Raw genomic sequence first — 12807 nt, 5'->3', positions numbered from 1 at the left:
TCAGGACCGCAGTGATGTTAGTGGCCTTGGCCGTGATCGTGCTTGTTCGGGTGCTGGCGGTGGGGGTCGGAGTGCTCCTCGACGGCCTCGTGCCGGTTGCCCAGGTTGCTGTAGGACAGCGTCACGAACATCAGGACCAGCATGATCGCAAAGATCGATACACCAAAGACCCACGGTTCGGCCCACAGCGGAGCCAGTTCTTCATGTTCGGCGACGGACGCGCCCACCTGCTGCAACAGCATTTTCTCCCCTAAAGAGTTCACACAATGACGACGGCGGTCATTCCCGCCGTTCCGGACTTCTGTTCCATGTTACAGCGTTGCTAGCTGCGAATCTGGCCCTCGCCCTGGACGATCCACTTCGTGGTCGTGAGCTCGGTGAGGCCCATGGGGCCTCGTGCGTGGAGCTTTTGGGTGGAAATGCCCACCTCGGCGCCGAGGCCCAGTTCCCCGCCGTCCGTGAACCTTGTGGAGGCGTTGACGATGACCGCTGCCGAGTCGATTTCGGAAATGAAGCGTTCGGCATTGGCGAGGTCGTTGGTGATGATGGCCTCGGTGTGTCCGGTCGACCACTTGCGGATGTGCTGCACCGCTTCGTCAAGGCTGTCCACCATGCCCACCGCGAGGTCCAGGTCCATGTACTCGGTGGCCCAGTCCTCGTCAGTGGCGGGGACGGATTCCACGGATGCGGGCAACGCGGCGCGGACCCTCTCGTCGGCGTGGAGGGTGACTCCGGCTTTCCGGAGCGCCGCGGCGACGGCGGGCAGGACGGTGGACCCGGAATGCACCAGGAGGGTCTCCACGGTGTTGCAGACGCTGGGCCGCTGGGTCTTGGCGTTGAGCAGGATGTCCACGGCCATGTCTTCACTGGCGGATTCGTCGATGAAGATATGGACGTTGCCCTCGCCGGTCTCGATGACCGGGACGGAGGAATTGGTGACGACCGTCTGGATCAGGTCCCTGCCGCCGCGGGGAATGAGGACATCCACCCGGCCGCGGGCCCGCATCAGCACATTGGCTCCTTCACGGCCGAACTGGTCGACCGTCTGAACGGCGTCGGCGGGCAGTCCAACGGAAGTGAGGGCATCCCGGAGGACCCTGATGAGGGCTTCGTTGGTGGCCGCGGCGGCGGTGCCGCCGCGCAGGATCACCGCGTTGCCGCTTTTCAGCGCCAGCCCGGCAATGTCCACCGTCACGTTGGGACGGGCCTCGTAGATGGCGGCAACGACGCCCATGGGAACGTTGACCTGCCGCAACCGCAGGCCGTTGGGAAGCGTCTGGCCGCGGACCACGTTTCCCACGGGATCCGGCAGGCCGGCGAGGTTTTCCAGGGCGGCGGCAAGCGCCTCGATCCGTGCGTCGTTCAGCGTCAGTCGGTCAAGCAGCGCCGCCGACGTGCCGTTGGCGCGGCCGGCGTCCACATCCTTGGCGTTGGCGGCCAGGATCTGCGCCCTGCTGTCGAGCAGGGCGGCGCCGATCGCGCGGAGGCCTTTGTCCTTCCAGGCGCGGTTGGCGCGTGCCATGCTGCGGGCAGCGTGACGCGATCGGTCAGCGATCGCGTACACGGCAGCCTCGACGTCAGCCGGGGACAGCTGGGCATTTTCCGGCGTGGGAGATGCCTCCGTGGAGTCGTTGGATTTCTCGGCCGCTTGGTGAATCAGTGCCTCAGTCATCATTCAAGTCTAGGCGAATCAGTCCGCTAGACCAGAACCAGGTCATCAACGTGAACAACCTCACGGTCAAAGCCGCGTCCGAGGGACTCCCCCAGTTCCACGGTGGAACGCCCCAGCATCTGTGGCAGTTCGTCCGAGGAATAATTGACCAGCCCGCGGGCGATCACGGTGCCGTCCGGCGAAACCATTTCGACGGCGTCGCCCGATTCAAAGGTGCCTTCGACTGACGTGATACCGGCGGGGAGCAGCGAAAAGTGCTGGTCACGGACAGCCGTGACGGCGCCGTCGTCAAGGAGCAGCCGGCCCTGCACGTGTGCAAGGTGCGCGAGCCACATCATGCGCACCGACTTGCGGCCGCTGTTGACGGAGAACCAGGTTCCGACGTCTTCGCCGTTCAGGGCTGCGGCGGCGTTCGCGGTGGAGGTGACCAGTGCGGGGATGCCCGAATCGGCGGCCATCGTGGCGGCCTCCACTTTCGTCTGCATGCCGCCGGTTCCGACGCCGGCCTGACCCGGCTTGCCGATGTTGACGCCCTCAAGGTCCTGGGGTCCGTCCACCTGGGGAATGCGCTTGGCCCCCTTCGAGGGCGGCCCGTCATAGAGCGAGTCGACGTCGGAGAGCAGCACCAGGGCATCGGCGCGGACCAGGTGCGCCACCAGGGCGGAGAGCCGGTCGTTGTCACCGAAGCGGATCTTGTGCGTTGCCACTGTGTCGTTCTCGTTGACCACGGGCACAACGCCCAGGTTCAGGAGCCGGTTCAGGGCACGGAAGGCGTTCATGTGGTGGCTGCGCCGCATGAGGTCGTCCGCGGTCAGCAGGACCTGGCTCACGGTCACGCCGTGCGCTGCGAAAGCGTGCGTGTAACGGGCCATCAGGAGGCCCTGGCCAACGCTGGCGGCTGCCTGCTGGGTGGCAAGGTCCCGGGGACGCTTCACCAGGCCAAGGGGGGCAAGGCCTGCCGAGATCGCGCCGGAGGAAACGAGGATGATCTCGGTTCCGCCGTTGTGCTTCGCAGCCAGCGCGTCGGAGAGCTCGATCAGCGCCTCTTCAGAGATTCCACCCTTGAGGCTGGTGAGCGACGACGACCCGACCTTGACAACGATGCGGCGTGCCCTGGCGAGCATGCTGCGGTCGTCGGTCCTGGGTTCCTCGATGACAATTGCGGAATTATCGGTCACGTGTGGGGGTTCACTCCTCATTTTCGGTGGTCAGTCCGCTCTCCTGGAGCGGCCGTGCGGCACGGCGCCCGCTGACTGATTCGGTCCAGATCCCGGCCTTGCGCTCGGCTTCCAGCTCGGCCCGGGCCGCTGCCTTGGCGTCGCGGCGCTCCTGCTGCTCGTCGCGCTTCTGGCCGCGGGTGGGGCGGTCGCCGATGTCGGCGAAACGCACGTCGGTGCCACGGGGCGAAGCGAGCAGTTCGGCGCCGGCCATCATGGTGGGCTCCCAGTCGAAGACCACGCCGTCGTCTTCACCGATCACTACGGTGTCGCCCGGCTTGGCACCCTGCTTGAACAGTTCGTTTTCCACGCCCAGTTTGGCCAGGCGGTCGGCGAGGTAGCCGATGGCTTCCTCGTTGGTGAAGTCGGTCTGCTTGACCCAGCGCACGGGCTTGTCGCCCAGGACCCGGAACAGCGGCTCGAGGTTCTTTTCCTCGCGCCGGATCTTGAAGCCGGCTTCGTTGACCGCGCGGGGGCGCAGTACGGGCGCGTGCACCTTCGGCGGGGTGGCGGCCACGGCGTCGCGGGCCGCCTTGACGATCTCTGCCATGGCGAAGCCAAGCTGGCGCAGGCCCTCGTGGCTCGTGGCGGAGATCTCAAACACCCGGTAGCCGCGGGACTCAAGCTCGGGCCGGACGAATTCGGCCATGTCCTTGCCGTCAGGCAGGTCGACTTTGTTCAAGGCAACCAGCCGGGGCCGGTGGTTCAGCGGGACGACTTCGCCGTCGGTGCCGGCGTAGCTCATGTCAACGGCGTATTTTTCGAGTTCGGCTTCGATGATCGCCAGGTCGGAGAGCGGATCACGGTCAGCTTCGAGCGTACCGCAGTCCAAAACGTGAACCAAAGCTGCGCAGCGCTCCACGTGCCGGAGGAAGTGGTGGCCCAGGCCCTTGCCTTCGCTGGCTCCTTCGATGAGGCCGGGCACGTCTGCGATGGTGAAGCGCACGTCGCCGGCCTGGACGACACCAAGGTTGGGGATCAGCGTAGTGAAGGGGTAATCGGCGATCTTGGGGCGTGCAGCGGACATGGCGGCGATCAGGCTGGACTTGCCGGCGGACGGGAATCCCACGAGGGCGATGTCCGCGATGGACTTCAGTTCCAGGACGATGTCGCTGGACTCGCCTTCAATGCCGAGCAGGGCGAAGCCGGGGGCCCGGCGCTTCTGCGAGGAGAGCGCGGCGTTGCCCAAGCCGCCCGGTCCGCCTGCGGCCGCGATGAACTCGGTGCCTTCGCCGACGAGGTCGGCCAGGACGCGGCCGTCCTTGGTCTTGACGACGGTGCCTTCCGGAACGGGCAGGATCAGCGTTTCGCCGTTTTTGCCGCCGCGCCAGTCACCCATGCCGGGTCCGCCATTGGTGGCGTGGCGGTGGGGTGCGTGGTGATAGTCCAGCAGCGTGGTGGTCTGCGGGTCGACGCGCAGGATGACGTCGCCGCCATCACCGCCATTGCCGCCGTCGGGACCGCCCAGGGGCTTGAACTTCTCGCGGTGGACGGAGACACAGCCGTGACCGCCGCTACCGCCGGATACGTGCAGTACTACCCGGTCTACAAAGCTCGCCACGTGAATCTCCTCTATTGCTTAACCTGACCGTCTTGGACGCCCAAATTGATTGTAATGCGGTTAAAAGAACAGTGGAGCGGGCCATCATGGCCCGCTCCACCGGTTTGGATCTAGTTGTTACTCTGCAGCTGCAGCAGCAACGATGTTCACGACTCGACGTCCGCGGCGGGTACCGAATTCAACGGCGCCGGGGGTCAGTGCGAACAGGGTGTCGTCGCCGCCGCGGCCAACGCCGGCACCCGGGTGGAAGTGGGTGCCACGCTGGCGGACGATGATCTCGCCAGCGGAAACTACCTGACCGCCGAAGCGCTTGACGCCGAGGTACTGGGCGTTGGAGTCACGACCGTTGCGAGTGGAGCTCGCGCCTTTTTTATGTGCCATTTGAAATGCCTGCCTTAAAAATTCTGGGGAATCTGCTGAAAACCTGAAAAGTAACGGAAGGTTACTTGATACCGGTGATCTTGACCTTGGTCAGTTCCTGACGGTGACCCTGGCGCTTCTTGTACCCGGTCTTGTTCTTGAACTTCTGGATGACGATCTTCGGACCACGAAGGTCCTGAAGGATCTCAGCCGTAACCGTTACCTTGGCCAGGTCCGCAGCGGCAGACGTGACTTTGTCACCGTCTACCAGGAGCAGTGCGGGCAACTCAATGGTGCTGCCGGCTCCACCGGGGACGCGGTTCAGGGTAACGAAGTCTCCAACGGAAACCTTCTCTTGGCGGCCGCCTGCGCGGACAATCGCGTACACCACTGGGGAACTCACTTCTCTCGACGTTTATTACTAGATTTGCGTGCGGAACCTGGGTCCAATTGTTTGGCCTGGTTCACGCTGTGCCTCAACGCCGGTGGGTTCCCCGGGGGAACCCATGAGTTATCCAAGGAACAATGCCATTTGGAATTCCAAACGGACTGTTCTGAGGTTATAACCCAAGTGTTGGCGTAAGCACCGAAGATCTAGAATACGCTAATTTTGCCTTCGGCCGCAAATGAGGCTGGCTCCGGTAGTAGTACGTGATAGGCGCCACTCTGCTGAAAACAGACTGTTGCCGCAACGACTTCCGGAACCGTGCCCCACTATCGTACCGGCTCGGGAATGGTTTGCGGTGCAGCGTGACGCCTCGGCGCGTCGAAGAACTCCACCTCGTAGCGGCACGACTGCCGGAAGGCCACCCGCATGGCTTGCCGTTCCTTGTCAGAGGCGGAACGGGCAGCGTCGTCGGTAATGCGCACCGCCTGCCGGGTGGCCGCGGCGAATCCTTCGTCCGCGTAAGTGCGGAGCCAGTCGGCATAGGGATGGTCCGACGGCGAGCCTGCCGCCAGGAACTGCCCGTGCAGGGCGGCACCCACTTCGGCGTACAGCCAGAAGCACGGGAGAACGGCCGCCACGAGCACGCCGTAGCTGCCGGAAACGGATGAGGCCAGCAGGTGGTCCACATAGGACTTGGTGACCGGCCCCAGTCCGCTGTCCACACTCCGGGTGCTGAGCCATGTCCGGTGCAGTTCGGACTCGACTTCGAGGCATTGCTGCGCCGACCGCGCCCAGAACAGCTGCTCCGCCTCGGTGGGGGCAATCGCGGCGGCACGGGACAGCACCCGGGAATAGCCGTTCAGGTAGATGGCATCCTGGGCAAGGTAGTACGCGAAGTGGTGCTCGGTGAGGGACCCGTCGGCCAGGCCGCGGATGAAGTCGAGCCCGTAAACGGCGTCCAGGTCCGGCCCGGCATCCTGCCAGAGGACCGCTGCGAAACGGCCTTCGGCCGGCGTTTCATTGCCTGTGGGGGCCAGATGGTGGAAATGGTGTACCGGGCCGTTGCCTGTTCCCACGTCCAAGGCGCCGGCTTCCCGGAGCGCCCCCTGCAGCCACGGCTTCACTGTCCGCAAGGATGCCTCCCAGTCCCCCAGCCTCGCCTGCGCGGTGGCCATTGCCGAGGACAGGGAACACCCGGTGCCGTGGCTGTTCGTGGTGTCAATCCGCTCGCCGGGCACAACCACAACGTCCTGGGCGAGCAGTCCTGCCGTGTTGACCAGCGCGTCAGGGCACTCCCCGCCGTCGAGGTGTCCGCCCTTGACGAGCACCGTGGTGCCGGCCTGGGCGGCGAGGCGCTTCCCCTGGGCGAGTGCCGCCTCCCAGTCACCCGCGAGCGGTTCATCGAGGAGCATCGCCAGTTCCGCCAGGTTGGGAGTGACAAGGTCGGCAAGGGGCAGGAGTTCGCGCAGTGCCGCCTCGGCCGCTTCCTGCAGGAGTCTGTCCCCGCTGGTGGCGACCATCACGGGGTCGAGAACCACGACGGCGGGACGGGCCTTCTCGAGCCAGCTGCGGACGGCGGCAATCACGGCGGAGTCACCCAGCATGCCGATCTTGACGGCGTCAATGCCGATGTCGTCGCTGATGGCCTCAAGCTGGGCCGTCAGGAAATCCGCCGGGGGCACGTGAACGGCACGAACGCCACGGGTGTTCTGCGCCGTCAGGGCGGTGATGGCAGCCATGCCGTATCCGCCGTTTGCGGCAATGCTTTTGAGGTCGGCCTGGATCCCCGCCCCGCCGGACGGATCGGAGCCGGCGATGGCCAGGACCCGCGGCGTACTGCGCAGGACAGTGCCGCCCTGTGATGATTCGCGGGCGGCTTCGGAGGCAGGGGTGGGCAGGAATGATGAGGCCAAAGGAGACATCCCTTCGCCGGTGCTAACCGGACAGGTTCAACGGGTGTGGATCTCAGCCGGCCCTGTGCGCGGCACCCCGTGTCAGACCCCTAGCCTAGCTGTTCCACCGCAACGAACTCACGGGTACGGCCCGAAACCGGCGTATTGCTACGCCAGTCCCGGACCGCACCCGCGATGTCAGCGTGTGGGACCGTGGTGCTGTGGGATCAGAGCTCGGAGGCCGGTACTCCCACACCGAGGATGATCGGCTCGCTGGCCGGTGCCTTGGCGGGCATATCCTTCTTCGCCGGCTCGGGAGCCTTTGCTTCGTGGGTGTGCCCTGACGCGGCCACAGGAGCAGTTTCGTGGTGTTCCACGGACGTCTCGTTGGCTGCGCCCTGGGCGCGGCTGGCACTCCGGTGACGGCGGGGACGGCGCGCCCTGCCCTGCACCGCGGTGTGGTCGGTGTAGTCGGCTTCAGCAGCGGGTGCTGCCGGGGCCTGGGTCCGGGCTGGAGCCTGGGCTTGGACCGACGGAACACGGGCGGGTGCCTCGGCCGGTGACTGGGCAGGCGGAGCCTGCTGTTCAGCCGGTGACGCCGGAGCCTCAGCGGCTGCAGGCTCACCCAAGTGCGCGAAAGCCTCCGCGAGCCGATCGAGTGTCAGGGCCGCTCCGGACGCAGGTGCTTCGCCGGCATGCTCAACAAACGGCAGTGCCACCTTTTCGCCGCCGAAGGTCAGAACGGCCGCGGGCCGTCCTGCGGCTACTGCTTCAGTTTCCGACACCTTGGCCGGCCGCGCCGTGGCGGGCTGGGCGGCGGACGGCTGGGCAGCCCCTCCCCCGGCCGGCGCTCCGGTTTGCCCGGAAGGAGCCTGGGCGGCGAGTGCCTGGCCCACTGCCTGGGCGGCACTTGCCTGTGCTGCGGCGGCGGGGGCTGCATGGCCGGTCTCGGCGTCGTGCAGGTGGGCGGCATGTGCTGCCGCAGCGATGTTGGCCAGGGCAACGCGGGTCGCTTCAGCCTTGGCATGGCGTTCGGCGTCGGTGGGTTCGTGATGCACCGGAGCCGGCGTCGACGGAGCGGCCTCGGAAACAGGCTGGCCGCCCTTGCCGCGGCGGCGGCTCTTGCGCTCCGTCCTGGGAGGCTGCTGGGTTTCAGCCCGCTGCACGTGGTGCTCTGCGGCAACGGTGTTGGCACGGCGGTGTTCCACCGGTTCGTCGTGCGTGACGATGCCGCGGCCGGCGCAGGCCTCGCACTGCTCGCCGAAGACTTCCAGCAGGCCGGTGCCCATGCGCTTGCGGGTCATCTGCACGAGGCCCAGCGAGGTCACTTCCGCGACCTGGTGCTTGGTCCGGTCGCGTCCGAGGCACTCCACCATGCGGCGCAGCACGAGGTCGCGGTTGGATTCGAGCACCATGTCGATGAAGTCGATGACGATGATGCCGCCGATGTCGCGCAGCCGCAGCTGGCGCACCACTTCCTCCGCCGCTTCCAGGTTGTTCTTGGTGACGGTTTCCTCCAGGTTGCCGCCGCTGCCGGTGAACTTGCCGGTGTTGACGTCCACCACGGTCATGGCTTCGGTGCGGTCGATCACGAGGGAGCCGCCGGAGGGCAGGAAGACCTTGCGGTCCAGGGCCTTGTGGATCTGCTCGTCGATCCGCCAGGCCGAGAAGATGTCCGTGTCCTTGGTCCACTTTTCGAGCCGGCCCACCAGGTCCGGAGCCACGTACGTTACGTACGCCTCAATGGTGTCCCAGGCTTCCTCGCCCGAAACGATCAGCTTGGAGAAGTCCTCGTTGAAGACGTCGCGGACCACCTTGATCGTGAGGTCCGGTTCGCCGTAGAGGAGCTCCGGGGCAAGGATCTTGGTGGACGTGGCCTGGCTTTCGATGCCTTCCCACTGGGCACGCAGGCGGTTGATGTCGTGCGTCAGCTCTTCCTCGGACGCGCCCTCGGCCGCGGTGCGCACGATCACGCCGGCGTCTTCCGGCAGGCGGTCCTTGAGGATCCGCTTCAGGCGGTTGCGTTCGACGTCGGGCAGCTTCCGGGAGATGCCGGTCATGGAACCGCCGGGAACGTATACGAGGTAGCGGCCGGGCAGCGAGATCTGGCTGGTCAGGCGGGCACCCTTGTGGCCGACCGGGTCCTTGGTGACCTGGACCAGCACGGAGTCGCCGGACTTCAGCGCGTTCTCGATCCGGCGCTGCTTGCCCTCGAGGTTGACGGCGTCCCAGTTGACTTCACCGGCGTAGAGGACGGCGTTGCGTCCGCGTCCGATGTCCACGAAAGCGGCTTCCATGGAGGGCAGCACGTTCTGGACCTTGCCCAGGTAGACGTTGCCGATCAGGGAGTCCTGCTGGGTCTTGGAGACGAAGTGCTCAGCCAGGACGCCGTCCTCCAGGACGCCGATCTGGATTCTGTCGTCGCGCTGGCGGACGATCATCTGGCGGTCCACCGACTCCCGGCGGGCCAGGAACTCAGCCTCGGTGATGACGGTGCGGCGGCGACCGGTGTCGCGGGATTCGCGGCGGCGCTGCTTCTTCGCCTCAAGGCGGGTGGAGCCCTTGACGGACGTGACGCGGTTGTTGACCGGCGCCTCGCTGATGGCCCGGGGTGCACGGACCCGGGTCACCGTGTTGGGCGGGTCATCGTCTCCCCCGCCCGTCAGTTCGAGGTCCTGGTCACCGCGGCGGCGACGGCGGCGACGGCGGGAGGTAACGCCGTCGTCGGTGGTCCGGGTGGACTCCTCATCAGAATCCTCGTCGCCCGCGGCGCCTTCGGCGGATTCCGTCTCACCGGCAGTGTCCCGGTCGGTCACGCGGCTGCGGCCACGGCGTCCGCGGCTGCGGCGGCGGCGGGAGCCGCCGGCGTCTACATCTTCGGAGTCTTCTTCCGTGTCTTCCTCGACGTCTTCCTTGGCCACAGCAGGAGCGGCTGCCGGGCGGACCACGGTGCTCAGGTCCGGTGCCTGGAAAATCATGGACGTCACCGAACCGGGCTCGAGGAAGAGCGCGCCAACAGGGCTGGCCGCTTCGGCTGCCGCCGGCTGCTCAGTGGCAGTCACGGGAGCGGCGGATTCCAGGACTTCAGTTTCCTGGCCCGCGGCGGCCACTTCTTCTTCGGCTGCCGGCTCGGCAACGGCCGCGGCGTCCCGGATGTCGGTACCCTTGGCAGGCTCGGCGGCCTGGGAGGCTTCGGCAGCTTTTGCGGGGGCCTTGGCGCGAGAGGCGCGGCGACGGACGGGCTTTTCGACGACTTCTGCTGACTCTGCTGCCTCCCCTGCGGGTGCAGTGTCAGCCTGCGCTGCCTCAACGGGGGCGGCGGAATCATCGGCGAAAACCGGAAGCGGCTCGGCGGGCTCCACCTTCTTGCGCGAACGGCTGCGGCGCACCGGGGGCTTTTCCTCCGCAGCGGCATCAGCTGCGGGAGCCTCCGCGGGGGCTGCGTCCGCTTCGCCGGCTTCTGCGGCTTCTACTTTCGGGGCGGCCTTGCGCCTGGTGCGGACTGCCCTCTTGGGCGGTTGGGGCGCTGCAGCCTCTTCGCTGGCAGCGGCTTCTTCATTAACGGCTAGAACCTGGTCATTATCCATATGTGGCGACGCTCCTGCCCCTGACGCACCGCCACATCCGGCACCCATTGGGGCACATATTGTCAAAACCCGCAGGCGTTGACAGAAGTCAATTGGATACCCTCAGGTTCGCACCGGCAGTGGGGTGCGGCAGCCCTGGAGGGCCGGCGACGTTGTTCTGAAACCCGTTGTTCCTCAAAGCCACAACCAGGTGCCGTCCAATGGCATTGCGGGGAGGCCGGGATCTATCGTGGATCCGGAGCGTGCCCTGCTCATCATTGGCGGTCTTACAAACAAGCCACCGGACCGGAATCCGAATGTGGATCGTATTCCAGCCAGCTTCATTCTCTCATACGCTCACTCAAACGAGGGGGAAGCGGGGCAGGCAGGCGGATAATCAGGGCAGGGCCGCGAGGAGTCTGTGCGGCCCGCCCAGTCTCCGGCGTTACAATCAGGGCGAGGAGCCCTCGAGAAAAAGGACGCAACATCCCATGCCCAGCATCTCCAATTCCATGCAGAACAACGTGGTGGACGGCGACCTCCGCGAGCGTTCAGCGGCCCAGGAAGGCCTGCCTCCCATGACCCGGGACAAACCGTTTGGCTGGCTTCTGGTCATTACAGGCGTTATCGGCTGGCTCGCCTCTGGCGCCCTGGTCCTGGAAAAGCTGGCAGTCCTTAAGGATCCGAACCACGTCACGGCCTGCGACGTCAATCCGTGGGTCTCCTGCGGCGCCGTCATGCAGACCTGGCAGAGTTCCCTCTTCGGCTTCCCCAACATGTTCATCGGCATCGTGGCCTTCGCCGTGGTGATCACCACCGGCATGGCTGTGCTTGCCGGCGCCAAGTTTTCCCGCTGGTACTGGCTTGGCCTGCAGGCGGGTGTCACGCTCGGTTTTGCCTTCGTGGTGTGGCTGTGGTCGCAGGCACTGTACTCGATCCACATCCTGTGCCCGTTCTGCATGGTGGTGTGGGCAGCGATGATTCCGCTCTTTGTGTGGGTTACGGTCCGGAACATCACGCACGGAGTGATCAAGGTTCCGGCCGGCGCCGCAAAGATCGCCGGCGACTCCGGCTGGATCGCCCTCGCCCTGCTGTACGTGGCCGTCATCGCCACCATCTTCTTTGCCTTCATCCAGGTGTTCATCGGGACGTCCGGCTACTAAAGCCAAAGAAAGTGCGAACGTACAGTTGAGGCCCCCGTTTCTTCGGAAAAGGGGGCCTCAACTGTACGTTCGCGCTGGTGGCTGTTAGTCCTGGAACCAGATCTTGATCTCGCGTTCGGCGGCCTCGACGGAGTCTGAACCGTGGACCAGGTTCTGCTGGACCTTCAGGCCCCAGTCACGGCCGAAGTCGCCGCGGATGGTGCCGGGCGCCGCCGTCGTCGGATCCGTTGTACCGGCGAGCGAGCGGAAGCCCTCGATCACGCGGTGGCCCTCGAAGATTGCAGCGACAACCGGCCCGCTGAGCATGAACTCGACGAGCGGCTCGTAGAACGGCTTGCCTACGTGCTCCTCGTAGTGCTGCTCCAGCAATTCGCGGCTGGCGTCGACCTTCTTGAGCTCGGTGAGGGTGTAGCCTTTGGCTTCGATCCGGCCGAGGATGGAGCCGGTCAGGTTGCGGGTCACGCCGTCAGGCTTGATCAGGACGAGGGTGCGCTCAATGCTCACAGCTGCTCCAATGTGGTTGGTGTGGGGTTCGGAATAAGTCTAGTTGCTTTCGCCGTCAGGGTGGGCGGCGTCCCATTCGGCCTGTTCGCGTTCGCGCTGGGCGGACTCGCGGTCAATCCGGATGCCGGTCCTGATGCCGTACCACCAAGCCACGGCAAAGAGGATTCCCACCACGAACATCATGGGTTCAATGAATCCGGTGAAGATCAGGACGAGCTGCAGGATCCACCCCAGTGCCACACCCCACGGCTTGGACAGCACCGCGCAAGTGAACACCAGCACCAGGCTCAGGACGATGCCCACCGAGAGGATCACTGCCGGCGGGAACTCGTCGCGGCGGAGTCCAAAGACCGCCAGCGTCGCGAAGAATGCGACGAACCCCTCGAGAACCAGGACCGTGGAGGCGAACATGACTTTGGTGGAGCGCCTCTTCTTGGGCATGCCGGGCCGCCACTCCCGCTGCGCCTTTGTGAGTCGGGCCATG

The 12807-nt window shown here is 65.7% G+C and carries 11 protein-coding genes and 1 riboswitch; of the genes, 1 reads left to right on the top strand and 10 read right to left on the bottom strand.

Annotated elements, in window-relative coordinates; genetic code table 11:
- Window positions 1-17: 17 nt before the first annotated feature.
- The 8 genes from JOE31_RS10870 to JOE31_RS10835 form a co-directional block, all read right to left on the bottom strand.
- The gene (locus tag JOE31_RS10870; protein WP_011692229.1) at window positions 18-242 is read right to left on the bottom strand and encodes a hypothetical protein; all 225 of its coding nucleotides are present in this window, start codon (window positions 240-242) and stop codon (window positions 18-20) included.
- 80 nt (window positions 243-322) lie between these two features.
- Complete coding sequence (locus JOE31_RS10865) at window positions 323-1672, bottom strand: glutamate-5-semialdehyde dehydrogenase (RefSeq protein ID WP_209744179.1); 1350 nt, start codon at window positions 1670-1672, stop codon at window positions 323-325.
- A 26-nt stretch (window positions 1673-1698) separates the two neighbouring features.
- The gene (gene proB, locus JOE31_RS10860) at window positions 1699-2796 is read right to left on the bottom strand and encodes a glutamate 5-kinase (RefSeq protein WP_209748336.1); all 1098 of its coding nucleotides are present in this window, start codon (window positions 2794-2796) and stop codon (window positions 1699-1701) included.
- A 64-nt stretch (window positions 2797-2860) separates the two neighbouring features.
- Complete coding sequence (gene obgE / locus JOE31_RS10855) at window positions 2861-4450, bottom strand: GTPase ObgE (RefSeq protein ID WP_209744176.1); 1590 nt, start codon at window positions 4448-4450, stop codon at window positions 2861-2863.
- A gap of 117 nt (window positions 4451-4567) precedes the next feature.
- Entirely contained in the window at window positions 4568-4831 is a 264-nt protein-coding gene (rpmA, locus tag JOE31_RS10850) for a 50S ribosomal protein L27 (protein WP_009372867.1), read from the bottom strand.
- 61 nt (window positions 4832-4892) lie between these two features.
- Window positions 4893-5201 (bottom strand): 50S ribosomal protein L21, encoded by a 309-nt coding sequence (gene rplU / locus JOE31_RS10845; protein ID WP_011692233.1) that lies wholly within the window; start codon window positions 5199-5201, stop codon window positions 4893-4895.
- A 323-nt stretch (window positions 5202-5524) separates the two neighbouring features.
- Window positions 5525-7120, bottom strand: a complete 1596-nt coding sequence (locus JOE31_RS10840) for a bifunctional hydroxymethylpyrimidine kinase/phosphomethylpyrimidine kinase (protein WP_209744173.1) — start codon at window positions 7118-7120, stop codon at window positions 5525-5527.
- A riboswitch (TPP riboswitch) is annotated at window positions 7103-7200 on the bottom strand. (Overlaps the previous gene by 18 nt.)
- Window positions 7201-7317: 117 nt before the next feature.
- Entirely contained in the window at window positions 7318-10677 is a 3360-nt protein-coding gene (locus JOE31_RS10835; protein WP_209744170.1) for an Rne/Rng family ribonuclease, read from the bottom strand.
- Between the two features lie 470 nt (window positions 10678-11147).
- On the opposite strand from JOE31_RS10835, the gene JOE31_RS10830 reads away from it, so the two are divergent.
- Window positions 11148-11819, top strand: coding sequence for a vitamin K epoxide reductase family protein (locus tag JOE31_RS10830; RefSeq protein ID WP_209744167.1), 672 nt, complete (start codon window positions 11148-11150; stop codon window positions 11817-11819).
- Between the two features lie 84 nt (window positions 11820-11903).
- Here the strand turns inward: JOE31_RS10830 and ndk are convergent, their stop codons facing one another.
- Window positions 11904-12323, bottom strand: coding sequence for a nucleoside-diphosphate kinase (gene ndk / locus JOE31_RS10825; RefSeq protein WP_209744163.1), 420 nt, complete (start codon window positions 12321-12323; stop codon window positions 11904-11906).
- 39 nt (window positions 12324-12362) lie between these two features.
- Window positions 12363-12806 (bottom strand): DUF4233 domain-containing protein, encoded by a 444-nt coding sequence (locus JOE31_RS10820; protein WP_209744160.1) that lies wholly within the window; start codon window positions 12804-12806, stop codon window positions 12363-12365.
- Between the last annotated feature and the right edge of the window lies 1 nt (window position 12807).

This window comes from Arthrobacter sp. PvP023, from assembly GCF_017832975.1.
Classification (GTDB): Bacteria; Actinomycetota; Actinomycetes; order Actinomycetales; family Micrococcaceae; genus Arthrobacter.
The sequence above is the reverse complement of the archived record's forward strand: the minus strand, read 5'-3'. Positions and strand labels throughout refer to the sequence as shown.